The sequence below is a fragment of the Corallococcus sp. CA049B genome, from assembly GCF_003611685.1.
In the GTDB taxonomy this organism is placed as follows: Bacteria; Myxococcota; Myxococcia; order Myxococcales; family Myxococcaceae; genus Corallococcus; species Corallococcus coralloides.
Genome location: NZ_RAWC01000134.1, coordinates 1 through 24,493 on the forward strand (window position 1 = coordinate 1; position 24,493 = coordinate 24,493).

General features: G+C 70.7%; 22 protein-coding genes. 11 read left to right on the plus strand and 11 right to left on the minus strand.

Annotated elements, in window-relative coordinates:
• A partial coding sequence (locus tag D7W82_RS25435) for a S9 family peptidase (protein WP_233587922.1) occupies positions 1-1,855 on the plus strand: 1,855 nt, incomplete at its 5' end.
• Between the two features lie 43 nt (positions 1,856-1,898).
• Entirely contained in the window at positions 1,899-3,017 is a 1,119-nt protein-coding gene (locus D7W82_RS25440) for an alpha/beta fold hydrolase (protein WP_120620830.1), read from the plus strand.
• Between the two features lie 15 nt (positions 3,018-3,032).
• Here D7W82_RS25440 and D7W82_RS25445 read toward each other — a convergent pair whose 3' ends face one another.
• On the minus strand, positions 3,033-3,533 hold the full coding sequence (locus D7W82_RS25445) for a MarR family winged helix-turn-helix transcriptional regulator (protein WP_120620831.1): 501 nt from the start codon (positions 3,531-3,533) through the stop codon (positions 3,033-3,035).
• Positions 3,534-3,588: 55 nt separating this feature from the next.
• Between D7W82_RS25445 and D7W82_RS25450 the strand changes: the two genes are divergently transcribed.
• From D7W82_RS25450 to D7W82_RS25460, 4 genes are all read left to right on the plus strand, one after another.
• On the plus strand, positions 3,589-4,866 hold the full coding sequence (locus D7W82_RS25450) for an MFS transporter (protein WP_120620832.1): 1,278 nt from the start codon (positions 3,589-3,591) through the stop codon (positions 4,864-4,866).
• A 76-nt stretch (positions 4,867-4,942) separates the two neighbouring features.
• Positions 4,943-5,101 (plus strand): hypothetical protein, encoded by a 159-nt coding sequence (locus tag D7W82_RS40620; protein ID WP_158617724.1) that lies wholly within the window; start codon positions 4,943-4,945, stop codon positions 5,099-5,101.
• Positions 5,102-5,310: 209 nt separating this feature from the next.
• Positions 5,311-5,853 (plus strand): HNH endonuclease, encoded by a 543-nt coding sequence (locus tag D7W82_RS25455; protein WP_120547468.1) that lies wholly within the window; start codon positions 5,311-5,313, stop codon positions 5,851-5,853.
• A gap of 90 nt (positions 5,854-5,943) precedes the next feature.
• Complete coding sequence (locus D7W82_RS25460; RefSeq protein ID WP_120620833.1) at positions 5,944-8,766, plus strand: AAA family ATPase; 2,823 nt, start codon at positions 5,944-5,946, stop codon at positions 8,764-8,766.
• 4 nt (positions 8,767-8,770) lie between these two features.
• Here D7W82_RS25460 and D7W82_RS25465 read toward each other — a convergent pair whose 3' ends face one another.
• The 3 genes from D7W82_RS25465 to D7W82_RS25475 all read right to left on the minus strand — a co-directional run bounded on the left by D7W82_RS25465 (position 8,771) and on the right by D7W82_RS25475 (position 11,669).
• Positions 8,771-9,571, minus strand: a complete 801-nt coding sequence (locus tag D7W82_RS25465) for a hypothetical protein (RefSeq protein WP_120620834.1) — start codon at positions 9,569-9,571, stop codon at positions 8,771-8,773.
• A 110-nt stretch (positions 9,572-9,681) separates the two neighbouring features.
• Positions 9,682-11,274, minus strand: a complete 1,593-nt coding sequence (locus D7W82_RS25470) for a transglycosylase SLT domain-containing protein (RefSeq protein WP_120620835.1) — start codon at positions 11,272-11,274, stop codon at positions 9,682-9,684.
• A complete protein-coding gene (locus D7W82_RS25475) occupies positions 11,271-11,669 on the minus strand; it encodes a BlaI/MecI/CopY family transcriptional regulator (protein WP_120620836.1) in 399 nt (132 codons plus the stop codon). The genes D7W82_RS25470 and D7W82_RS25475 overlap by 4 nt, the downstream gene beginning before the upstream one ends.
• 154 nt (positions 11,670-11,823) lie before the next feature.
• Here D7W82_RS25475 and D7W82_RS25480 point away from each other — a divergent pair, with 154 nt between their 5' ends.
• Genes D7W82_RS25480 through rimO form a run of 4 tightly spaced genes read left to right on the plus strand, consistent with a single transcriptional unit; the run spans position 11,824 to position 16,557 of the window.
• Positions 11,824-13,464: a ribonuclease J gene (locus tag D7W82_RS25480; RefSeq protein ID WP_120620837.1), complete on the plus strand. Its 1,641-nt coding sequence runs from the start codon at positions 11,824-11,826 to the stop codon at positions 13,462-13,464.
• A gap of 30 nt (positions 13,465-13,494) precedes the next feature.
• Entirely contained in the window at positions 13,495-13,992 is a 498-nt protein-coding gene (locus tag D7W82_RS25485; RefSeq protein ID WP_120524455.1) for a YajQ family cyclic di-GMP-binding protein, read from the plus strand.
• A gap of 15 nt (positions 13,993-14,007) precedes the next feature.
• On the plus strand, positions 14,008-15,123 hold the full coding sequence (locus D7W82_RS25490) for a hypothetical protein (protein WP_120620838.1): 1,116 nt from the start codon (positions 14,008-14,010) through the stop codon (positions 15,121-15,123).
• A 33-nt stretch (positions 15,124-15,156) separates the two neighbouring features.
• Positions 15,157-16,557, plus strand: coding sequence for a 30S ribosomal protein S12 methylthiotransferase RimO (gene rimO / locus D7W82_RS25495; protein WP_370451073.1), 1,401 nt, complete (start codon positions 15,157-15,159; stop codon positions 16,555-16,557).
• Positions 16,558-16,738: 181 nt separating this feature from the next.
• On the opposite strand, the gene D7W82_RS25500 is transcribed toward rimO, so the two are convergent.
• From D7W82_RS25500 to rplU, 6 genes are all read right to left on the minus strand, one after another.
• Positions 16,739-18,157 carry a hypothetical protein gene (locus D7W82_RS25500; RefSeq protein WP_120620840.1) on the minus strand — a complete coding sequence of 473 codons (1,419 nt, stop codon included), beginning with the start codon at positions 18,155-18,157 and terminating at the stop codon, positions 16,739-16,741.
• A 15-nt stretch (positions 18,158-18,172) separates the two neighbouring features.
• A complete protein-coding gene (locus D7W82_RS25505; RefSeq protein ID WP_120620841.1) occupies positions 18,173-18,961 on the minus strand; it encodes an outer membrane lipoprotein carrier protein LolA in 789 nt (262 codons plus the stop codon).
• A gap of 81 nt (positions 18,962-19,042) precedes the next feature.
• A complete protein-coding gene (locus tag D7W82_RS25510; RefSeq protein ID WP_120620842.1) occupies positions 19,043-19,726 on the minus strand; it encodes an RNA methyltransferase in 684 nt (227 codons plus the stop codon).
• 4 nt (positions 19,727-19,730) lie between these two features.
• Positions 19,731-21,110, minus strand: a complete 1,380-nt coding sequence (gene obgE / locus D7W82_RS25515) for a GTPase ObgE (RefSeq protein ID WP_120620843.1) — start codon at positions 21,108-21,110, stop codon at positions 19,731-19,733.
• Positions 21,111-21,238: 128 nt separating this feature from the next.
• The gene (rpmA, locus tag D7W82_RS25520) at positions 21,239-21,514 is read right to left on the minus strand and encodes a 50S ribosomal protein L27 (RefSeq protein ID WP_014394223.1); all 276 of its coding nucleotides are present in this window, start codon (positions 21,512-21,514) and stop codon (positions 21,239-21,241) included.
• A 46-nt stretch (positions 21,515-21,560) separates the two neighbouring features.
• Positions 21,561-21,869 (minus strand): 50S ribosomal protein L21, encoded by a 309-nt coding sequence (gene rplU / locus D7W82_RS25525; protein WP_014394222.1) that lies wholly within the window; start codon positions 21,867-21,869, stop codon positions 21,561-21,563.
• 279 nt (positions 21,870-22,148) lie between these two features.
• Between rplU and D7W82_RS25530 the strand changes: the two genes are divergently transcribed.
• Positions 22,149-22,502: a hypothetical protein gene (locus D7W82_RS25530; protein WP_120620844.1), complete on the plus strand. Its 354-nt coding sequence runs from the start codon at positions 22,149-22,151 to the stop codon at positions 22,500-22,502.
• A 33-nt stretch (positions 22,503-22,535) separates the two neighbouring features.
• On the opposite strand, the gene D7W82_RS25535 is transcribed toward D7W82_RS25530, so the two are convergent.
• Positions 22,536-24,493, minus strand: a 1,958-nt coding sequence (locus D7W82_RS25535) for a protein kinase (RefSeq protein ID WP_370451072.1), incomplete at its 5' end; no start/stop codon positions are given.

Here is a 24,493-nt window from a genome sequence, read left to right on the forward strand (position 1 = left end):
CAGCGTGCCGGTGGCCCGGCCGTCGAAGCAGTACACGGTGGAGCAGTTCATGGGGTCCACGGACGTGATGGCCCCGGTCTTCACGTCGGACGGCAAGCAGCTGCTCTTCTCGTCGAACGCGTCCGGCATCTTCAACGTGAACAGCGTGCCGGTGGACGGCGGTAGGCCCACCGCGCTGACGCGCTCGAAGACGGACAGCATCCGGGTGGTGGGGGCCTTCCCGCGCGACCGCCGCTTCCTCTTCGAGCGCGACCAGGGCGGCAATGAGCAGTCGCACGTCTACGTGCGCACGCCGGACGGCAAGGAGAAGGACCTCACGCCCATGAAGCAGGGCGTGGCCCACTTCCTGGGCTTCAGCCACGACGACAGCGCGTTCTACATCACCACCAACGAGCGCGACCCGGGCGCCATGGACGTGTACCGCCATGACGCGAAGACGTACGCGCGCACGCTCCTGGTCCAGAACGACAAGGGGTTCACCGTCTCCGCCGTGGCCCCGGACGAGAGCTGGGTGGCGCTGGAGGAGGCGGTCACCACGTCGGATGGCAACGTGTGGCGCTACGACGTCGCGACGAAGGCGCTGAAGAACCTCACGCCCCACACGGGCTCGGCCAGCTACCGCGTAGGAGACATCCACCCCGGCACCGGGGAGCTGTACGTCATCACGGACGACGGCTCGGAGTTCACCCGGGTGGTGCGCCCGGCGAAGGAGGCTGGCAGGTGGGAGGACGTGGAGAAGGCGGACTGGGACATCATCGACACCTCATTCTCGCACATGGGGGCGTTCCGCGTCTCCCTCATCAACGTGGACGCCGGCATCGAGGTGCGCCTGCACGACGTGAAGGCCGGCACCCAGGTCCCGCTGACGCAGCTGCCCGCCGGGATGATCTCCGGCGTCGTCTTCTCCCGTGACGAGAAGCAGCTGGCGGTCCAGCTGGAAACGGACCGCACCTCCGCGAACCTCCATGTCCTGGACCTGGCCACGAAGAAGACCCGGCGCGTGACGGACACGATGAGCCGCCAGCTGGACCCGGAGGACCTGGTGGACGCGCAGGTGGTGCGCTTCAAGTCCTTCGACGGGATGGAGATCCCCAACCTGCTCTTCAAGCCGCACCAGGCGACGGCGGAGCACAAGGCCCCCGCCATCGTCTACGTGCACGGCGGCCCGGGCGGCCAGACGAGCCGGGGCTACAACAACTTCGTCCAGTACCTGGTGAACCACGGCTACGTGGTGCTGGGCATCAACAACCGGGGCAGCGCCGGCTACGGCAAGACGTTCCTGAAGGCGGACGACCAGAAGCACGGCAAGGATCCGCTGCGCGACTGCGTGGAGGCGCGCAAGTACCTGGCGAGCCTGCCGTACGTGGACGGCTCGCGCGTGGGCATCCTCGGCGCCAGCTACGGTGGCTACATGGTGCTGTCGGCGCTCACCTTCCACCCGGACGCCTTCGACGTGGGCGTGGACGTCTTCGGCGTGTCCAACTGGCTGCGCACGCTCCAGAGCATGCCGCCCGAGTGGGGCGCCTTCCGTCAGGCCATGTTCCAGGAGGTGGGCGACCCGGAGAAGCAGGAGGCGATGCTCAAGGAGATCTCCCCCCTCTTCCACACGGAGCGCATCCAGAAACCACTGTTCGTCGTGCAGGGCGCCAACGACCCTCGCGTCCTCCAGGCGGAGTCGGACGACATCGTCGCGGCGGTGAAGAAGAACGGCGTGCCCGTGGAGTACCTGCTGCTCCCCGACGAGGGCCACGGCTTCAGGAAGAAGAAGAACGAGGCGGAGGTGGACCGGCGCGTCCTGGAGTTCCTCGACCGCTACCTGAAGCCCGCCACCGCCACGGCGGCCCCCAAGCCCTGAGGGGCGCTTTACAGTATCTGCATATGCAGTTATTTCTCCCGGCATGACGACTCCCGTCCACCGGCGTTGCGTCCTGCTGTCCGTGCTGTTGGGGCTGTCCCTGGGGTGCGCCACCGCGCGTCCCCAGGCCGCCCCGGTTCCAGTGGAGGCACCCGTCGCGCTGGTGGCGCAAGAGGCGGACGCGGTCTTCACCGGCCACCGCTTCCAGGACGGAACGGTGCTGCCGGAGGTGCGCATCCACTACGCGACGCTGGGCACGCCGCGCCGGGACGCCTCCGGTGCGGTGACGAACGCGGTGCTGCTGCTGCACTGGACGAGCGCGAGCGGCGAGGTGCTGCGGAGCAGGTCCTTCCAGGACGCGCTGTTCGCGCCGGGCCGTCCGCTGGACGCGACGAAGTACTTCCTCATCTTCCCGGACAGCGTGGGCCACGGCCGCTCCAGCAAGCCGAGCGACGGCCTGCGCATGAAGTTCCCGGCCTACGGCTACCGGGACATGGTGGAGCTCCAGCACCAGCTCGTCACCCGGACGCTGGGCATCCGGCGCCTGCACGCCATCGTGGGCCTGTCCATGGGCGGCATGAACGCGTGGCAGTGGAGCGAGCTGTACCCGGACGCGGTGGAGGGCGTGATGCCCATCGTGTCGCTGCCCACGCGCATCGCGGGACGCAACCTGCTGTGGCGGCGCTTCGTGTCGGGGCAGATCCGCGACGACCCGGAATGGAAGGACGGCCTCTACACCGCGCCGCCCCGGGGCTGGCTGGAGGCGTTCCCGGTCTTCCGGATGATGCTGGACGGGGTGCCGCACCTGCAGGCCGCGCTCCCGGATGCGCAGGCGGCGGATGCCTTCATCGCGACGGCGCGGGCACAGGCGGCGGGCATGGATGCCAATGACATCCTGTACTCGCTGGAGTCCTCGCGGGACTACGACCCGGAGGGCGCGCTCGGGAACATCCGGGCCCGCGTGTTCGCGCTCAACTTCTCCGACGACGAGTTCAACCCCGTCTCCCTGCGCACGCTGGAGACGTTGATGCCGAGGGTGAAGCGCGGCCGCTTCGTGGTGCAGGAAGGCAGCGCGACTTCCTTCGGCCACTTCACCCAGGCACACCCGGAGCTGTGGGCGGATCAGGTCGCCGCGTTCCTGAAGTTCCTCGAGGAGGGGTGAGCCGTGGGGATGCGCTCAGCGTCCGCTACGGCGAGCCTTGCCCTTGGGAACCGGAGGGGCCTCGGCCGCGGCCTCGGGTTCACCCAGTCCCGTCCGGGAGACAGCGGCCAGCAGGTCGCGCAGCGCGGAGGCCTGGGTGTCGCCCACGGCGCGCTCGAAGTCCGCCTGGGCGCGCAGCCACAGGGGCCGGGCCTTGCGGTAGACGCCCTGCCCTTCCGGAGTGATGGCGATGGCGCGCTGGCGCCGGTCGGTGCGGCCCACCTCCAGCACCACGAAGCCGTCCTTCAAGAGGGGCTTCAGGTTGTGGGTGAGCGTGGACGGGTCCATGACGAGCTGTTCCGCCAGCGCGTTCACGGTCAGCGGGCCCTGGGTCTGGACGCGGTGGAGGATGGAGTACTGCGTCGTCCGGATGCCGCTGGGCGCGAGCACCTGATCATAGAACTGCGTGACATGGCGGCTGGCCTGCCGCAGCGCCAGGCAGTTGCAGAGGGTGCGCTGGAGATCGTCTTGGGACATCGCTGCCGGGAAGTATACGTGGGCCCGGGCGTGCCCGCTTGAAGGAGCCACCGTCATGAGGGCACACCGGTTTCATTATGCGTGGGTGATGGCCGCGGCCATCTTCGTGGTGCTCCTGTGCGCGGCGGGCGTGCGGGCGACGCCCAGCGTCTTCAACGTTCCCCTGGAGCGGGAGTTCGGCTGGAGCCGGGCCCTCGTCTCCTCGGCCGTGTCGGTGAACCTGGTGCTCTACGGGCTGGTGGGGCCGTTCGCCGCGGCGCTGATGCAGAAGTTCGGCATCCGGCGCACGACGCTCGTGTCCCTCTGCATCATCGCGATGGGAGTCGCGCTGACGAACTTCATCCGCGCGCCATGGCAACTGCTCCTCTTCTGGGGCGTGCTGGTGGGGCTGGGCACGGGGACGACGGCGATGGTGCTGGGCGCCACGGTGGTGCAGCGCTGGTTCGTCGCGAGGCGAGGCCTGGTGATGGGCGTGCTGACCGCGAGCACGGCCACGGGGCAACTGGTGTTCCTGCCGCTGCTGGCGATGCTGGTGGAGCACCACGGCTGGCGCGTCGTGTCCTTCACGGTGGCGGGCGTGGTGGCGTGCGTGATTCCGCTGGTCGCATGGCTCGTGCGCGACCGGCCGTCGGACGGGGGGCTGAAGCCCTACGGGGCCGCGCCGGAGGACGAGGAGGTGAAGCCGTCCAGCGTCAATCCCCTGGCCAACGCGCTGGGGGCGCTGGGGCGGGCTTCGCGCAAGCGGGACTTCTGGCTGCTCGCGGGGAGCTTCTTCATCTGCGGCGCGACGACGAACGGGTTGGTGGGCACGCACCTGATTCCGGCGTGCATGGACCACGGCATCCCGGAGGTGCGGGCGGCGGGGTTGCTCGCGCTGATGGGCATCTTCGATTTGGTGGGCACGACGGCGAGCGGCTGGATGTCGGACCGCTTCGACAACCGCTGGCTGTTGTTCTGGTACTACGGCCTGCGGGGGCTGGCGCTGCTCTACCTGCCGAGCGCCTTCGAGATGTCCCTCTTTGGCCTGCCGCTCTTCGCGGTGTTCTACGGCCTGGATTGGATCGCCACGGTGCCGCCGACGGTGCGTCTGACGACGCAGACGGTGGGCGCGGAGGACGGCCCCATCGCCTTCGGCTGGGTGGTGGCCGCGCACCAGGTGGGCGCGGGACTGGGAGCGCTGGGCGCGGGCGTCATCCGCACGTCGCTGGAGACATACACGCCCGCCTGGGTCGTCGCGGGCGTCATCTGCCTCGCGGCGGCGCTGGTGGTGCTGCGCATCGGGCGTGGCGCTGGTTCATCACCGCCGGTGGTGGACGCGCCCGCGACGCACTGAAGGACGTCTGCGGCCCTGCTTGCCTGTCAGGACTGAATTTCCGCCGCCGTCGCTGGGAGCGAAAGGAGCGGTCCCGATGCGCCAGGCGACGAAGCAGGCCCCGATGAACCTCAAGCACCTGAATCCTTCCGGTCACGGCATCGACGCGGCCTCGCGTCCCAGCCCGGTGACCGCTCCTTCCACGTGCCGCTGGCGGGACTTCGCGTCCTTTCGCCTCGCCTCGCCCGGCTCCTGAAGGCGTCACGCCCGTCCCTGACGCGGCATGCCCCTGGAGGCCGGGCCCCCGACACAGGGGACCCGGCCTTCTTCACGTCCGGGCTCCCGCTCACCTTCCGCTTCCCATCTCCACCCATAGGCCGCGCACCGGGTGCAGTCCGAACTCCAAATCCGGACGAGCAGGGTTCGACTCCCTGGCGGCCTGTCCCGCCCGAAAGGCCCCGTGTCATGGAAACGCTGGTGCTGAGCCAGTCCTATGAACCCGTCGCACGCATCCCGTGGCAACGCGCCGTCATGCTGCTCGTCCAGGGCAAGGTGGAGGTCGTCGAGGAGTACGAAGACCGCGTCATCCGCTCGGTGACGGTGGAGCTGCGCATGCCGTCCGTCATCCGCTTCGTGCGAGCCCTGTGGAAGGGGCCGCGCGGCGTGCGCTTCAGCCGCGAGAACGTCTACCAGCGCGACCAGTGCCGCTGCCAGTACTGCGGCCGGAAGGTGACCCGTCCGGAGGCCACGTACGACCACGTGCTGCCGCGCGCGCAGGGTGGCCGCACGAGCTGGGACAACATCGTCATCGCCTGCGTGCCCTGCAACCAGAAGAAGGGCAACCGCACCCCGGCGCAGGCGCGGATGACGCTGCGCACCGTGCCCGCGAAGCCGAAGCGGCTGCCGGACGCACTGGTCGTGTCGTTCCTCGTGGAGAAGGGCCTGCCCCTGTCCTGGCGCAAGTTCCTGAGGGACGTGGCCTACTGGCACACGGAGCTGGAAGCGTAAGGTCCTGGCCCACGCGGATGGGCCGGGACTTCGCTTCCGCGCCGCAACGGTTAGAGTGCCGCACGTCGAGGGGGCGTTCCGGACCACACCATGGCGACGAGGAAGAACGAAGACCAGGAGCGGCTCATCGACCGCGACCTCACCGCGATGGCGCGCGAGGGAAAGCTGCCGGCCGCCCACGGCGTGGACACCTCCGTGACGGAGGTGCTGGGGCTGCTGGCGCGCGGAGGCAAGCACCCGCTGCTGGCGGGCGAGCCCGGCGTGGGCAAGAGCGCGCTCGTGCAGGAGGTGGCCCGCCGCATCGCGGAAGGGCGCGTGGACGGGGACCTGGCCCAGGCCCGGCTCGTGGAGGTGTCCGTCGCGAACATCCTGGCGCGCAGCACCCAGCGCCAGGCGGCCGAGTCCTTCGAGGAGCTGCTCACCCACCTGGGCCGCCACCCCTGCCCCATCGTCTACATCCGCGACCTGCCGGTGGCCCTGGGCGGCCCCCTGGCCCCGGTGGCCGTGCGCGCGCTGCGCACCGGCGGCCTGCGCTTCATCTTCGAGACCGAACCCAAGCGCGTGCAGGAGCTGCTGCGCGCCGATGAAGCCCTGGCCGAGCGGCTCCACCTGCTGCCGCTGAACGAGCCACCGCTGGAGAAGGCGCGCTGGATCGTCGGCCGCGTGGCGGAGGAGCTGGAGCGCGAGCTGCGGCTGCCCATCGACCCGGCCGCGTGCGACCTGGCGCTGCGGCTGTCCGCGAAGTTCCTGCTGGCGCAGCACATGCCGCGCAAGGCCATCGAGCTGCTCAAGGAGACGGCGGCGGAGGCCGCGGGCGTGGCGCGCGACCACGTGGGGCCGGAGGACGTGCTCACCCGCTTCTGCGCCGCCACGCGCCTGCCCCGCTTCGTCGTGGACGACGCGATGCCGCTGGACCTGGAGGAGACGGAGCGCTTCTTCGGAGAGCGGCTGCTCGGCCAGACGGACGCGGTGGCCGCGGTGCTGCGCTCGGTGGCGCTGCTCAAGGCGGGGCTCAACGACCCGCGCCGCCCGCTGGGCGTGTTCCTCTTCGCCGGGCCCACGGGCGTGGGCAAGACGCAGCTGGCGAAGCTGCTGGCGGAGTACCTCTTCGGCTCCGCCGACAGGCTGGTGCGCCTGAACATGGCGGACTACCCCAACGACGGCGACGAGAGCGTCCCCTTCGGCGCGTCGTGGGCGCCCGCGCTGGAGACGCGGCGCGGAGAGCTGTCCGCGCTGCTCGACGGCAAGGTGTTCACCGTGCTGCTGCTGGACGAGTTCGAGAAGGCCGCGCGCAGCGTGCACGACCGCTTCCTCCAGCTCTTCGACGAGGGCACCTTCGTCAACGGCGCGGGCGAGGCGGTGTCGTGCAACAACACGCTCATCGTGGCCACGTCCAACGTGGGCTCGGAGGTGTACCGCGAGGCGGGCCTGGGCTTCGCGGCGCACAAGCGCGCCGAGGAGCAGGTGTCGGAGGTGGACCGCCGCATCGCGGAGGCCTTCCGTCCGGAGTTCCTCAACCGCTTCGACGCCATCTGCCACTTCCATCCGCTGTCTCGCGTGGACATCCGCAAGATTGCCCAGCGTGAGGTGGGCCGCGTGCTGGAGCGCGAGGGCATCCGCGCCCGCGCGCTGGACGTGGAGGTGACACCGGAGGTGGTGGACCGGCTGGTGGAGCGCGGCTATTCGCCGCAGTTCGGCGCGCGCTACCTGCAGCGTGAAATCGAGAAGACGCTCACCGCGGCGCTCGCGGTGGAGATCGCGCGCAGGCCCCTGCCGCCGGGCACGCCCGTGCGCGTGGAGGCCCGTCCGGGAGGCCGCGTGGTCGCGGTCGCGGAGCCCGTGCCACCGCCTCGTGAGGTGACGGCGCAGCTGCTGTTGCCCACGCCGAAGGCCGCGGCGGTGAAGCGCCGGCTGGACCGCAAGTCGCTGCTGTTCGAGATGGACCGGCTGGTGGGCCGTGCCCGCGCGCTCGCCGAGTCCACGGGGCGGACGGAGCTGGAGCAGCGCCGCGCGGCGCTGCTCGCGGAGACGCAGGCGCCCAACCTCTGGGACGACTCGCTGCGCGCGGCGGACGTCCTCCGCGCCTTCCGCACGGTGGAGGCGCAGCTGGGAGAGCTGGACCGCCTGGAGGCCGCGTGCCAGTTCGGGCGCCGGCTGGTGCGCGAGGCGAAGAACGAGGTGCAGCTGGGCTCCGCCGCGAAGCAGGTGGAGGAGGTCGCTCGCGAGGTCCAGATGGCGGAGGCGCTGCGGGCCGCCGGGGCCACGACGTTGGACAACGAGGCGCTGGTGGACATCTGCGCCAGCGACGCGTCGGAGCAGCAGGAAGCGTGGGTGCAGGAGCTGGCCACCATGTACCTGGGCTGGGCGCAGCGCCGGGGCTACGAGGCCACCGCCGTCGCGGAGGCGGACGCCCCCGCGCGCGTGGTGGTGCGCATCGCCGGGCCGGGCGCGTATGGGTTCCTCGCGGGCGAGGCGGGGCTGCACCGCCGCCTGGAGGACGAGAAGCGCCAGCGCGCGTACGTGCGCGTGCACCGGGGCGGACCGCTGGAGGAGGTGGAGCGGGAGCTGCTGGTGCTGGAGGGCCGGCCGGTGAAGAGCCGCGAGGGCGAGTACCTCCAGCGCGTGCGCAACGAAGTCACCGCGAAGGACGAGGCCACGGGCCGCGTGCTCACGCTCATTGGCGCCGGGGAGCTGGACGAGCTCAAGGGCATCGCCGCGCGCGTCGTCGCCGGCCAGGGCGCCAGCACCGACGAGGCCCGCCGCTACTTCCTGGGCCGAGGAGCGCGAGTGGAGGACCCGCGCACGGGCGCGGGGACGCCCCGCGTGAAGGACGTGATGCGCGGCGAGCTGGACGTGTTCATCGCCGCGTGGATCTCCCGTCCGCCGCCGGAGGGCTCCACGCCGATGTCCTGAGCCGTCAAGGCAGGTCGCCCTGGGCCACGCCCAGGCGTATGGCCTCCGCGAGCACGTCCAGGCCCTGCGCGGTGTTGATGCGGGAATGGGACGTGGCGCCGCTGACCACCTGCACGGCTCCGCCCAGCACGAAGGGCAAGGGCCGGCGTCCCAGCCGCATCAGCCGCTCGTCGTAGAACGCGGCCGGGGCGCGCTCACGCACCAGGCGCGCCAGGGCCACCATGTTCGCGGTGCGCGACGGCTGCATCGCGGGCCCCAGGCACGAGAAGTCGAACCCCAGCTCCGGCAGCACGGCGCCCCTGCCGTCGCGGTCGAAGACGAAGACGACCTGCGACGTCTCCTCTTGAGAACCGCGCACGCTCTTCTCCGACGTCTTCGTCATCTTCAGGCCCCCCGTGATGAGGGCCGTGCCCAACGCCACCTTCGTCGTCTTCTCCGTGTGCTCGCTCTGCGTGCGCAGGGACGACGCGCCCCGGAGGATGACCGTCACGTCCTCCCAGGCCATGGTGAGCGGCGCGCCCGCGCGAGGCGTGAACGTCGCCTGCGCCGCGCCGAACGTCACGGTGCGCGCCGTGACGCGCTCCGCGACCTCCGACTCGTCGATGGCGAGCGCCGCGAGCCCCGCGTCCCGGAGGGTCTTCACCAGGGCATCCGCCGCATCGGGGGCCAGGCGTGCAATCAGGGCGGGAGGCTCGGGGGCCAGCCGCATGCGGGCCTCCGCCGGGGCCATGCCCGCCGCGGCGGCGAGAACCTGGGCGGCTTCCGGAACCTCACCCGCAGGACGAACGAGCGCGACGATCTTCATGGCGTTTTCCACCCCTGGCGCTGAGCGCCGCCATCCTCGCGCGAAAGCAAGGTGGCGCGCATCCGAACCCTGGAGTGGCGGGGACATTCCCCCGTGCGGTGGACAAACGCTCAGTCGAGCAGGTGCGGGTTGCGAAGCAGCAGCACCCCGGCCTGCACGGTGGCGGTGTAGCCATTGAGCTTGCCGGTGCGCACCAGCTCGCTCACGTCGCGCACGCCGGTCTCCGAGAGGACGCGGTCCACCACGCCCTCACCCTGGTTGTAGGCCGCGAGCGCGAGCCGCCAGTCGCCGTAGCGCTCATACAGCGCCTGGAAGAGGGCCGCGGCGGCCTCTGTCTCCCGCGCCACGTCCAGCCGCTCGTCGCGTCCCGCCTCCACCTTCAGGCCGTAGCGGCGCGCCGTCTCCGGAATGAACATCCACACGCCCGCGCCCCTCGGCCCCGGCGCCATCGACGGCTCGCGGGATGTCTCCGGCAGGTTGCTCACCGCCGACTCCACCATCGCCACCGCGAGCAGCCCCTCCGGCAGGGCGCGCGAGCGCAGCGTGCCCGTCATCGCCTCGCGGTGCTCCTGGAGGTTCGCCAGCGCCTTGCGCATGAAGTCGCGCCCCTTCCGCGTGGTGACGAACGTGTTGAGCTGTTCCACCACGGCGGCATCCACCACCACCGGCAGGTCCCCCGCCTTCTGCCCCGCCTCCGCCAGCGCACGCGCCTCCGTCAACGACACCGCGCGCCCCCGCACCGTGCCCTGCGCCCACAACGCCAGCGGCGCGAGCACCAACGCCAGCGACAACGACAGCCCCAGGGTGCGCACGGAGCTACGGGGACGAGGCTGGAACAGCATGTGGATCCTCCTGACGGTGGGGTGGGACATGCCGGTGACACCGGCGGGAAGAGAAAAGGCGGAAGGGACACGCAGCGACGCCTGCAACAGGCACCGCGCATACGCCTCCGCGGACACGCGCTTCACCGTGACGAGCGCCTCGTCACAGGCGAACTCCTGACGCTCCGCCAACCACCGCGAGAACGCCCGGCCGAACGGATTCCAGAAGAAGGCGCTGTCGAACCCCAGCCGCGCATAGGCAAACACCGTGTCCCGCTGCCGGTGGTGTTGCAGCTCGTGCCGCACCGTGAGCCGGAGCGCCTCCGGGTCCTCCAACACTTCAGCGGGAACCACCGCCCACGCGCCGCCGCCGGGGAACCACACGGAGAACGCGCCGTCCGCCGCGTCCCCCAGCACCACGCGCACCCGGCCCACGCGGCGAAGCACGGGCAGCGTCTCCAGCTTCCTCCGCAAGCGCGCATACCGCCGCAGCTCCCACGCCAGGAACGCCAACGCCCCCACGCCCACCAGCCCCACCCCGACCCTCGCCCACGGCAGGCCCGCGCCCGGGGACCGCGTCTCCGGCACGGCGCCAGGCACGGGCCGCGCTTCGACAGGCGCCAGCGGCGCGGCGTAGCCCACCAGGGAGCGCTCGAACTTGAAGAGCGGCGCCGACGGCATCCACTCCCGCGCCGCGAGCGCCATGAACGGCAGGAGCACCGCCAGCCCCAGCGTCACCCGCCCCACGCGCAGCGTCTGCCGCGCGTCCAACCTCCGCTCCATCCCCGACGCCAGCGCCGCGCGCAAGAGCCCGAAGCCCACCGCCACCAGCACCGCCGCCGTGAGGTACGCGGCCAGCACGTCCCGGAACGCGGCGCTCATCCCCGGCCTCCCTTGCGGCCCAGCAGCTTGCGGATCTGCTCCACCTCCTCCGGGGACAGCGGCACCGCCTCCACCAGCCGCGCCACGAGCGACGACGGAGTCCCGTCGAACACCGTCGCCACCAGGTGGCGCACGCTCTGGGCCTCGTAGGCCTCGCGAGACAGCCGCGCCGAGTACAGGTGCCCCCGCCCCTCCTTGCGGCTCTGCACCACGCCCTTCTGCTCCAGGATGCGCAGCACCGTGGACACCGACGTGTAGGCCAGCTTGCGCTCCGGCGGCAGCGCCTCGAGCACGTCCGCCACGCTCACCTCTCCCAGCTTCCACACGAGCTGCATCAGCTCCAGCTCCACGGGCGTGAGCAGCTTGGACTCCTCGACGGACGGCGGCTTCGTCACGGGCAGGGCCTCCCCGGCTTAGAACTAAATCCTTAGTTCAAACACAACTAAGCCTTTAGTTTGAATCCGTCAAGCAGGCGGGCGGTGGCTCGCGGTGGTGGGGTGTGCGGATTCCCACGCACAGGAGGGGCCAGGCCCTTACACTTCCGGGCACATGCTCCACGTCATTCCTCTGGGCGGCCTTGGCGAAATCGGCCTCAACGCCATGGTGCTCGCCTGTCGTGGGGAGATGCTGCTCATCGACGCCGGTTTGATGTTCCCCTCGGCGGGAATGCCCGGCGTGGACATCATCGTCCCGGACTTCACTCACCTGCGGCGCAACGCGGCCCAGCTCAAGGGCGTGCTCCTCACGCACGGCCACGAGGACCACATCGGCGCGCTCCCCTACCTGCTGGGCGACGTGCCCGTCCCCATCTACGGCACGCGCTTCACGCTCGCGCTCGCGCGTCAGCGCCTGGAGGAATTGGGCGTGAAGGCGGACCTGCGCGAAATCGAGCCGCGCACGCCCTTCCCCGTGGGCAGCGTCTTCAACGTGGAGGCCACGCGCGTGACGCACACCGTGCCGGACGCGGTGGGCTTCATCGTGCGCTCGCCCGAAGGCACCGTCATCCACACCGGCGACTTCAAGCTGGACCCGGACCCCATCGACGGGCTCAAGACGGACCTGGAGCGCTGGGGCGAGGCGGGCGACGAAGGCGTGCTGTGCCTGCTGTCGGACTCCACCAACTCCGAGCACGTGGACGAGACCGGCAGCGAGCGCGTGGTGCAGACCACCTTCGAGCGCCTCTTCCACGAGACGAAGGGCCGCATCGTCGTGGCCCAGTTCTCCTCCAACCTCCACCGCGTCCGGCACCTGTTGGACCTGTGCGAGCGCACCGGCCGGCTCGTCGCGCTCCAGGGCCGCAGCATGGTGCGCAACGTGGAGCTGGCGCGGGAGATGGGCTACCTGGACGTGCCCGACTCGCTCTTCGTGCACCTGGACAACGTGCCCAAGCTCGCGCCCCACCGCGTGGCGGTGCTCACCACGGGCGCGCAGGGCGAACCGCGCGCGGGCCTCACCCAGTTGGCGAACGGGGATGGGCCCGTGCGCCTGGAGCCCGGCGACACCGTCATCGTCAGCGCCCGGCCCATCCCCGGCAACGAGCGCTCCGTGGGCGCGCTGCTCGACCAGCTCCACTGGCGCGGCGCCCGCATCGTCTACGCGCAGGTGGAGCCCGGCGTGCACGTCTCCGGACACGCCAGCCGCCCCCAGCAGCGCCGGGTGATGGAGTTGATCCGCCCCCGGAACTTCATCCCCGTGCATGGGGAAGTCCGGCACCTGCACCGACACCTGACCACCGCGCGCGAGGCCGGCATGGCGGCGGAGGGCCTGCTGCTGGCCCACGACGGGGACGTGGTGACGTTCGAGGAGGGACGGGGCCGCTTCACTGGCAGCGTGCCTTCAGGGCGCATCATGATGGAGCGCTCCGGGGACGGGGTGGTGACGCAGGAGACGCTGGTGGAGCGCAACCGGCTGGCGGAGACGGGCGTGGTGGCCGCGGCGGTGGTGCTGAGGCGCGACACCCAGGCGCTGGTGGCGGGGCCCCAGCTGTCCGGCCAGGGCCTCGGCCCGGACGAGCAGGGCGTGCTGGCCCGGGTGGCCCAGGACGCGCGGGCCTTCTTCGAGGAGCTCACCCCCCTGCTCCGGGGGGACGACGCCCTGGTGCGGGAGGAGCTGGTGAAGGCGGTGAAGCGGGCCTTCAAGCAGCACACCTCCCGTCGCACCCTGGTGGTGCCCTTGGTCGTCAGGGTGTAGGTATGTTAAGGGCGCGAAAAGGTTCCCCCCATGCCCTCCTTCGACGTCATCTCCAAAATCGATCTGGCTGAGCTCGACAACGCGGTCAATCAGACCCGCAAGGAGCTCAGCACCCGCTACGACTTCCAGGGCGTGAAGGCCGAAATCGACATCGCCCCGGACCATTCCGCGCTCACGCTGAAGACCAACAGCGAGGAGAAGCTCCAGGCCGCCAAGGAGGTCCTGCTCGGCAAGCTGGCCAAGCGCGGCATCAGCCTGCGCGTCCTGGAGTTCGGCGACATCGAAAAGACGGGCCTGTCCAACGTCAAGCAGCCCATCAAGCTCCAGCAGGGCATCCCGGTGGAGAAGTCCAAGGAGCTGATCAAGGTCCTCAAGGAGTCGAAGATCAAGGTGCAGGGCTCCATCCAGGCGGATCAGCTCCGCGTCACGGGCAAGAACCGGGACGACCTGCAGGAGGCCATGGCGCTGTTCCGCAAGGAGCAGGACCGCCTCAGCCTGGACATGCAGTTCACCAACTTCCGCGACTAGAGGCGCCCCTTCGCCATGCACGCCGCCCGTCTGGCCCCCCTGCCCCTCTGTCTGCTCCTCGCCACCGGCGCCTTCGCGCAGGACGGGGCGCCCCGGCCCAGCAAGCCGGTGCCCGTGCTCAAGAAGGCCCCCCGGCCGGAGAAGGGGCTCAAGGACTTCGGCTCGCCGCTGGTCCTCAAGCCGCTGTCCACCGAGGGCGCCACCGCGAACTTCTCCGCCCGGGTGGGCTGGCGCAAGGACACGCTCTTCGTGGGCGTGGAGGCCACGGACAACCAACTGCTCGCGGGTGACGTCATCACCCTCACGCTCTACTTCCCGGACTCGGGGCCCACCGCCACGGGCTACACCTACCGCTTCGCCTTCGACGGCCAGCGCACCTCCGGAGCGGACAGCGGCACGCCGAAGTTCGCTCAAGGGCTGGTGAACGCCGCCGTGCACCGCCAGGGCGACACGCTGTCCGTGGTGGCGATGATTCCCGTGCGCGCCCTGCCCCGCTTCCCCGCGGTGGATCCGCTCGTCATGGACCTCTGCATCACCTACGAGGACCAGGACCAGGTGGGCGCCAAGGTGGTGCCGGTGTCCAACTGCAAGGGCGGCACCATGCCGGAGGGAGAGGCGCTGCGCCTGCCGGACGAGGCGCGCAAGAACCTCAAGCTCAAGCCCCCGGCGAACGTCACCGCACTGGAGGCGGCCCCCACCGGCTGGCTGGGCTGGGGCGTGCTCAGCTACCCCAACTGGGCCCAGGGCGACGCGCCCCTCACGCCCGGCTCGCTGCGCGAGCTGGTGGCGCCCAACGCGGTGGACGCGAAGCAGATGGGCGTGAACCTGCCGGAGACGTTGAGCCTGCCGGACGGACGGCCGGTCGTTACCGTGCTCACTGGGAAGAATCCCTATGCCGTCGAGGGTCAATGCGACTCCGACGACGAGCTCCGCATGGGGCTCTACGTGGTGTCGGGGAAGACAGCCCAGCGGGTGCTCGACTGGCCGGCCGCCACCTGTGCGCTGGGTCGCGCCACCTCGGTGGAGCTGGAAGAAGACGGGACGCTGAACATCGGTTACTCGAACGGCGCCATCATCAACTTCGTTTGGAGTGCGGACCACTTCGAGCGGACGCAACTGGGAAAGCGGTAGACGCGCGTGGAAGAGACCAAGAGCCTGTACATGATGACCCTCGGCTGCCCGAAGAACCGGGTGGACTCCGAGGTGATGCTGGGCACGCTGCGCACGCGTGGCTATTCGCTCGTGCAGGAGGCCTCGCAGGCCGAGGTCATCGTGGTCAACACGTGCGCCTTCATTGGCCCTGCGAAGCAGGAGTCGGTGGACTCCATCCTGGAGATGGCGGAGCTGAAGAAGTCGGGCGCGTGCAAGACGCTCGTCGTCACCGGCTGCCTGTCCCAGCGCTACGGCCAGGAGCTGTCGCAGGAGATGCCGGAGGTGGACCACTTCCTGGGCACCAGCGCGTACGCCCAGATTGGCGACCTGCTGGCGGCGGAGGCCTCGCCGCGCCAGGTGATTCCGGATCCGGACTACATCCACAACGCGGAGACGCCGCGCATCAACTCGATGCCGAAGTACACGGCGTACCTGAAGATTTCCGAGGGCTGCGACAACGCCTGCGCGTTCTGCATCATCCCCACGCTGCGCGGCGGCCAGCGCTCGCGCACGGTGCAGGACATCGTGGCGGAGGCGCGGAACCTGGCGGACAGCGGCGTGCAGGAGCTGAACCTCGTCGCGCAGGACCTGACGGCGTACGGGCATGACCTGCCCGGCAAGCCGAAGCTCCACGAGCTGCTCAAGGAGCTGGTGAAGGTGGACGTGAAGTGGATCCGCCTGCACTACGCCTACCCGCGCGTGTTCCCGGACGAGCTCATCGACGTCATCGCCACCGAGCCGAAGATCGCCAAGTACCTGGACATGCCGGTGCAGCACGCCAGCGACAAGCTGCTGCTGTCCATGAAGCGCGGCCGCAACTCGGAGTTCCTCAAGAAGCTGCTGGGCAAGCTGCGCGAGCGCGTGCCGAACCTGGTGATGCGCACCTCGCTCATCGTCGGCCTGCCGGGCGAGACGGAGGAGGACTTCGAGCTCCTGAAGGAGTTCGTGAAGGAGCAGCGCTTCCAGCGCCTGGGCGTGTTCCAGTACTCGGACGAGGAGAACACCGCCGCGTTCGACCTGCCGGACAAGGTCCCGGCGAAGACCATCGAGCGCCGCTGGCGCGAGGTGATGGCCATCCAGAAGCGCATCAACCGCGAGCAGAACAAGAAGCTCGTGGGCCAGAAGCTCACCGTGCTGGTGGAGGGCCCCAGCGAGGAGTCCGAGCACCTGCTGGTGGGCCGCCACGAGGGCCAGGCGCCTGAAATCGACGGGCAGGTCTACATCAACGACGGCTTGGCGTACCCGGGCGAGTTCGTCACCGTGGAGGTGACGGAGGCGCACGACTACGACCTCATCGCCCGCGTGGTGGAGCGCCCGGACCCGAAGCAGCGCGAGCACACCCCGCGCGAGGCCCATCCCGCGCCCGTGCCGCTGAAGGCGCTGGCGCGTCCGCCGGAGCCGCGGCCGGAGTAGTCCGCCACCGCGAAGGCCGTCCCCCGGGCCCGCCCCGTCCTCCCACCCGGAGGCGGTCGCGGGCCCGAGCCGTTCGTGGGTGCCGATGCGCCGGTGACCGGCGAGCGCGCCAGGTTGCCCCCGGGCGTCAGCCCACGCTGCCCCGCGGGTGGCCGCCGCGGGCCCGAGCCGTTCGTGGGTGCTACTTCGGATCCTCGGGCTCCAGCTCGCGCTCCTCGACGGGCGGCGGCTGCGGGCCCGAGCCCTTCGTCGGCACCGCCACGCCCTCGCCCAGCGGCGTGGGCTGGCACTCGCACACCGTCCGCCGCGACGCGGACTCCGTGACGAAGGCGCACGTCGTGGGGCACTCGGGCTGGCGCCCTTCCTCCACCAGCGACACCGCGTAGCTCCGCGCGCCCTGGAGAGCGGCGTGGCACGCGGGCAGGGTCTTCGCCAGCGAGGCCCACGGCAGCCGGTGCTGGGTGTTGGCTCCGCGCGTGGTGGCCGGGAAGCTCAGGCCCACCTGACAGCCCGTCTCCAGGCGCTGACCGTCCGCGCCCCGAGGCTCCACGTAGAGGCGCACGCCCTCCGGCACGTCCCGGAACACCTCGCCGGAGAGGGCCACGGCGCCGTCCGGCTCCGCGCGCACGAAGATGCCGTAGCAGGCCTCCTCGCTGAACGCGCCGCCCTCGCCCGCGCACTGCTGCCGGCCTCCGCCTTCGGGCGTGCGCACGTGGGGCCTGCGCAGCACCAGCGCCCCACCCTGCGCGTCCACGGTGGCGGTGAAGCGGCCCCACACGTCCGGCCCCAGCCGGCCCAGGCTGCTCTGCGACGGCCAGCGCCCCGCGGCCTCCATCACCAGCGGCTTCACGCCCAGGCCGTCGGCCACCTCCACCGCGTCCACCACGAAGGTGCGCGGCGGGAGGCCCGCGGCCGTCTCCAGCGGCTGAAGCCCCAGCCCCAGCGCGGGGTCCACCGCCAGCCGGGAGAAGGGCTCGCGCGTGCCCAGCACGAAGGGGCCGGTGATGCTCGCCCCGCCCTGCGTCACCTGCACGGCCAGGAGCGGCCAGTCGCCCAGCGGCTCGCGGCTGAACTCCACCACGTGTGACTCGCGCACCGAGTCCGTCGCGCGCAGCTCCGCGTCGTAGGCCTCGCGGGGACGTGAAGCGGTGAAGGTCACCTCGCGGCGCAGCGGATCCACCGTGAGGGCATAAGGGAACAGCACGTCCTGCCCCAGCGTCACCGAGCAGCCCGTCTCACCGGAGAGCAGCAGCGTGCGCAGGGGCGGCGCCACCGGGCCCACGGTCACCGGCGGGGCCGGCACCTCCGGCCAGGAGCGATGGCCGCCGGAGGACTCCGGCACGCGCGCGGTCCCCGCGGCCACGGGCGGCTCACCGTCGAAGCAGCTGGAGGACACGAGCGACAGCGGCCGCGTGACGTCCAGCACCACCGGCACGGCCCGGTTCCCCAACCGCCCCGCCACCGTCAGCCGCAGCGCGGGCGACGACAGGAGGGGCAGCGTCTGCCCCGCGAGGCTCGTGGGACGTGAAGGGCCCGCGGGCGCGGCGGAGTGACACCCCGCGCCCAGCAGCACGCATCCCGCCAGCAGCACGCCGCGCATGGAGGGCGGGCCGTCCTACTGCGCCTTCTTGGTGAAGTCGTCCACGCGGGTGCCCTCGGGCGGGTTCAGCTTGAAGCTGTCCGCGGAGATGCCCACGTTCGTCTTCAGGTCCAGGAACGCGATGGTGTTCTCACTGCCGTCCGGATCCACCACCGTGCTCTTGAGAACCTGCGCCGTCGCAGGGTCCACCTCCAGGCGCACCTGGCGGAAGCGCGGCTCGTTCTTCAGCGGATCCAGCACCAGCAGCGTGCCCTTGCAGTCCTTGCAGGCGCCCTTGGTGATGGCGAACTCGTCCGCCAGCTTCCCCTGGCCGAAGAGGAACGTCACCGACGCGGACAGCTGGCTGGTGTCCATGGCGGCCACCGACAGCGTCTGCGCCTCCGGGTCGTGCATGTAGACCTTGTTGCCCGCGAGCACGAACGTCCGCTTGGACGGGTTCTCGTACTCCCAGCGCATCAGGCCCGGCTTCTTGTAGGTCACCGTGCCCGTGGACGTCTGCGTGCGGCGGAAGGCCTTGTACTTGTAGTCCTGCTTGAAGCCCGCCTTGAAGTCGCCCGTCTTCTCGTAGAAGGCCTGCATCCGGTCCACGAGCGTCTTCACCTCGGGCGCCATCGGCTTCGGAGCGGGCTTCGCGTCGCTGGCGGCGACGCTCGCGTCGCCCTGCTTCGCGGCGGGGGGCATGGCGGCCGTGCCGGCATCCGTGGGAGCGGCGGCGGGGGCCTTGGCGGCGGCCGCGGGCTTCGGCGCGGGCGCGGTGGTGGGGGCCTGCGTGAGGAGCGTGAAGAGCAGGGATTCCAGCAACATGGCGTGCGCCTCCGGAGCGGGCACCCAGGGCGCCCGCAGGGTCCATCTACCGCATCCGGACGGCCCCCGGGGGCCTGGCATTCACCGCTGTGTGGCTTTGACCAGACGCTTCCGCTGCTTCACGCCCAGCAGGTAGAAGCGCTCCCGCAGCTCCTGGGCCTCCGTGGGCGTCAGGTCCCCGGAGCCCCCTGCCAGGTGCTCGTCCCGCCAGGCGACCGCCCGGGTGATGCTGGCGGACGCCGCCGCGGAGATGTTCAGGCTCTGGCTGAAGCCCTTCATGGGCACCCAGAAGGTGCCGTCCACGCCGGTGAGCACGTCGTCGCTCACGCCGTAGCGCTCGTTGCCGAACACCATGGCGAACTTCGTGTCGAAGCGCAGGCTGTAGAGGTTGGTGGCCCCCTCGCGCAGCGCCGACGCGTAGAGGCTGAAGCCCCGCCCCTTCAGGTGCTCGCGGCACTCCGCGAACGTCTTGTAGAGGTGCACGTCCAACCACTTGTCGCAGCCCTGGGCCACCCGCGAGTTGGGGATGAAGGGCGCTTCCGGGTTGATGACGACGTGCACCTCCTGCACGCCCATGGACTCGCAGGTGCGCAGCACCGCGGCCATGTTGAAGTTGTCCTCCAGCCGGTCGAGCACCACCACGAAGTTGCGCGTGCGCTGGCTGACGACGCGGTCGATCTTCTCCTTCCGCACGTCGAGCAGGAACTGCTCCGGCTCGACGACGTCGCGCTCGAACTTCTCGTAGCGGGGGCCTCCACCAGCCATCGGCTCAGCGCCTCCCGCCGGACTTCTTCGCCGGGGCCTTCCGGGCGGACTTCTTCGCGGCGGCCTTCTTCACGGGCGCCTTGCGCGCGGCCTGCTTCGCCACCGGCTTGCGCGAGGTCTTCTTCGCGGCGGCCTTCTTCGCCGGAGCCTTCTTCGCGGCGGCCTTCTTCGCCGGAGCCTTCTTCGCGGCGGCCTTCTTGGCAGAAGCCTTCTTCGCGGGAGCCTTCTTCGCCGGACCCTTGCGCGCCGCCTGCTTCGCGGCCTTCTTCGCCGGAGCCTTCTTCACCGTGGCCTTGGCACCCGCCTTCTTGGCCGGAGCCTTCGCCGGAGCCTTGGAGGCGGACCTCTTCGTCGGCATCTCGACGTGGATCTTGTCGGTGCGGCCGGTGAAGAGCACCTCCGCCACCGCGTCCATCAGGGGCTGCATGCCCTCGCCCGTGGCGCAGGACACCGGGTACACGCGGATGCCCCGGCGGCGCAGCGCCTCCGTGAAGGGCCCCAGGCGGTCGCGGCCCTCCGTCAGGTCCTGCTTGTTGGCGGCCACCACCTGCGGCTTGCTGGCCAGCTCCGCGCTGTACTTCTTCAACTCCGTGTTGAGGATGTTGAAGTCGTCCAGCGGCTTGCGGCCCTCGCCCTCGGCGCCCATGTCGATGAGGTGCACCAGCACCTTGCAGCGCTCCACGTGGCGCAGGAACTGGTGGCCCAGGCCCACGCCCTCGCTGGCGCCCTCGATAATGCCGGGGATGTCCGCCATCACGAAGGACAGGCTGTCCTTGTACTGGACCATGCCCAGGTTCGGCACCAGCGTGGTGAACGGGTAGTCCGCCACCTTCGGCCGCGCCCGGCTCACCCGCGAGATGAACGTGCTCTTGCCCGCGTTGGGGAAGCCCAGGAGGCCCACGTCCGCCAGCAGCTTCAGCTCCAGCCGCAGGGTGATCTCCTCACCCTTTCCGCCGTCCTGCGCGAAGCGCGGCGTCTGGCGCGTGGAGGTGGCGAAGTTCATGTTGCCCAGGCCGCCCCGGCCGCCCTTGGCCGCCACGAACCGCTGGCCCGGGTCGCTCAGGTCCACCAGCAGCTCACCCGTCTGCTCGTTGCGGATCAGCGTGCCCACCGGCACCTGGAGGACCAGGTCCTCGGCGCCATGGCCGTTGCAGTCGCTGCCCATGCCGTGCTCGCCGCTCTTGGCCCGGTGGTGCTGCTGGTAGCGGTAGTCCAGGAGCGTGGTCAGCTGCGGGTTCGCCACGAACACCACGGAGCCGCCGTTGCCGCCGTCCCCGCCGTTGGGGCCGCCGCGCTCGATGAACTTCTCCCGCCGGAAGGCCACGGCGCCGTTCCCGCCGTCTCCCGCCTTCACGTAGATGCGTACTTCGTCGACGAACTTCATGGGGCGAACGCCCTCCTGGAAAAACACAAAGCGGGCCGTCCTCGCATCCACCCGTCCCCAACGGGAACGGAAGGACCGGGAACGACCCGCTCGGTAAGCCGAGCCCCGGGTTTCCCCGGAGCCACTGACTAGGCGCTCGCCTGCTCGGCGGCGGCCGGGTACACGGACACCTTCTTCTTGTCGCGGCCGAGGCGCTCGTACTTCACCACGCCGTCCACCGTCGAGAAGAGGGTGAAGTCGCGACCGAGCTTCACGTTCGTGCCCGGGTGGATGACCGTGCCGACCTGACGGACGAGGATGCTGCCCGCCGTGATGGTCTCACCGCCGTACACCTTCACGCCACGGTACTGCGGGTTGGAATCACGCCCGTTGCGCGAAGAACCCTGACCTTTTTTATGGGCCATGACACCTGCTCCTTGAAGTTCGTGTGGGGAATGCCCGGAAAGACGACTAGCCGGAGATCGAGGTGACCTTCACCTCGGTGTACGGCTGGCGGTGGCCACGGCGACGGGTCCAGCCTTCCTTCTCCTTCCGGAAGTGCAGGACGCGGCGGTGCTTGTCCTGCGCCAGCACCTTGCCCACGACCTTCGCGCCCGCCACCGTCGGCTGGCCCACCTTCGGGCTCTCAGAGCCGCCCAGCAGGAGAACCTCGGTGAACGAGACCTCAGCGCCGATGTCCCCGGCGATCTTCTCGATCCGGACAACGTCGCCCTCGGCGACGCGGTACTGCTTTCCGCCCGTGCGAATGACTGCGTACATCGTCGAACCCCTGTCAGCTTCGGGTTGGTTCAACCCATGGAATCCAACGCGCATTTCGGACGGAGGACCGGCCGGCGCGCTAAAAGACGGCGGGACTTACGAGAATCCCGGGGGGGAGTCAAGGCAGTTGGCGGATCAGCCCGCCCCCAAGCTCCCTATTTGCTTTTGAATAGAGTTCCCGGAATAAAGTCCACTGGACCGCAATCGAGCGCTCGCTAGGATGCGCGCCGTTTGCATTCCACCTGCACCTGTACCTCATCCCTGAGGGGGAGAACCATCATGAAGAAGATCCTGTTCGGTCTGGCGGCCATGGTCTCGCTCACCGCTTGCGGCGGCAACGTTTGCGACGACACCGCGGACGCGTTTGAGAGCCTGGTCGACAAGGTCGAGGAGTGTGGCCTGCCCACGACCGGCTTCCAGGAGCCGACGGACGAGGACATCGAGTCCTGCAAGGAGTCGCTCGACGACTGCAGCGACTCGGACAAGGACAAGCTGGACGCGTTCGTGACCTGCATGAACGACGTCAAGGGCTGCAACGACAAGACCCAGACCGAGCAGCTGGCGTTCGCGGAGCGTCTCTCGAAGTGCAACGCCAAGCTCGATGGCGTGAGCGCGGCCTGCGGGGGCGAGTAGTCACGTCTTCCGGCTGAATCGCCGGAAGCACCGTCAGGGCCCGGTTCCCTCCCCAGGGAATCGGGCTCTTTCATTTCGGGCCCCCGACAGGCGCGCGCCCAGCGCCCGGTCCACCACCCGGCGGCGCTGGTGGTACTCCCACTCCAGGGGGTCCAGCTCCAGGCCCCGCTCGTAGGACTCCAGGGCCCGCTGGAGCTGGCCGTCGCGCTCCAGCGCGTTGCCGGTGAGGAAGTGCACCCGCGCGGTGCCCACCGCCCGGGGCTGTTCCGCCAGGTACTCGCGGCGCAGGGCGTCCGCCTGGACCGCGGTGAGGCCCGCCTCCAGGCACCGTGCCACGCCCCGGGCATTGCCCAGCCGGGCGTCGTAGCGGGCCCGGCGCAGCGGCACGCCCAGGGTGTCGCCCGCGTCCCTCACGCGGATCAGCATGGACTCCAGGCGCGAGCGCTGCCCGCGCGACAGGGGCCGCTGCCGCAGCGCGGACAGGGCGCCCCACAGCTCGCGCGCCCGCTCCCGCGCGGACTCCAGCTCCACGTCCTGTGAAAGCCCCAGCACCGCATAGTGCGTGCCCTCCCCCGCCAGCTGTCCGCGCCACATCGCCAGGACGCGCTCGGCCTCGGCGTCGTCGGGCAGCTCCCGGGGCGCGGGGGGCGGAGAGGCCGTGGCGCTCGCGAGGTGCTGCTCCACGCGGGACTTCAGCGCGGCGGACGGCGCGACGAACTGCACGCCGAAGCCCGGGCGCATGCTCCAGGCCTGGGCCTGCTCGGGCGAGACGTGGCGCACCACCTCGCACGTGACGGACAGCGGCCCCGTGGACAGCGGCAGCACCACCTGGACCTGGGCGAACAGCGGGGGCAGCTCCCCCTCCGCGTGCAGGAACACGCCGCCGCGCGACAGGTCCGACCCCGTGAAGGCCCGGGGCTGGGCTCCCGGCCGCAGCACCACCTGCACGGGCAACGGGAGCGTCTTTCCCCCGGACGCGCCCGGGGGGGCCACCGGCGGGGTGCGCCGGGGCCCGGTGACGGGAGTCCCCGGGGAGGCCCCTGCCTGCACGGGACGGGGACCGCCCACGGCCGCGCGCGGCGACGGGGGCCGCGTGGCGAGGGCCTGCTCCAGCGCGGTCCTGAGGGCGAGTGCGTGGGGGAAGCGCTCCTCCGGCGTCTTCGCCAGCGCGCGCAGCACCACGGCCTCCAGGGCGGTTGGCACCGAAGGGCAGATGGTGCGCGGAGCCGGAGGCGTGCGCGTCTGGTGCGCCACGAGCTGGGCGGTGAGCCCCTCGTCGGGAAAGGGCAGCCGCCCGGTGAGCAGCTGGTAGGCGATAACGCCCACCGCGTACAGGTCCGCGCGGCCGTCCAGGCGCCGGCTCAGGGACTGCTCCGGGGCCATGTACTCCGGGGTGCCCACGATGATGCCCGCCACCGTCTCCGGCATGCTCGCGTCCACCAGCTTCGCGATGCCGAAGTCGAGCACCTTCACGAACGGCATCCCCCGCCCGCGCTTCACCAGGAAGATGTTGTCCGGCTTCAGGTCGCGGTGGACGATGCCCCGCGCGTGCGCCGCATGCAGCGCGTCACACACCTGCATCAGCATGGGCACCACCGCCCCGGCGGACATGGGCGTCCCCACCCAGGCCGACAGGGCCGCACCCTCCAGGAACTCCATGATGAGGTACGGCCGGGGCGCCGTGGCGTTGAGGTCGAAGATGCTGACGATGTTCTCGTGCCCGATGAGGTTCACCGCCCGGGCCTCGGCGTGGAAGCGCTGCACCAGCTCCGGGTAGCGCGTCAGGTGTTCGTGCAGCACCTTCACCGCCACGCGGCTGCCAATGGACACGTGCTCGGCCAGGTAGACGGACCCCATCCCGCCCCGGCCCACGCGGCGCACCAGCCGGAAGCTGCCCATCTGGGTCCCCACCAGCGGGTCTACCTCGTCCGCCACGGCCACGGCGGCCGGCGGCTCCACGGCCTTGCCCGGGCCTCCCCCCGCCTCCCGGA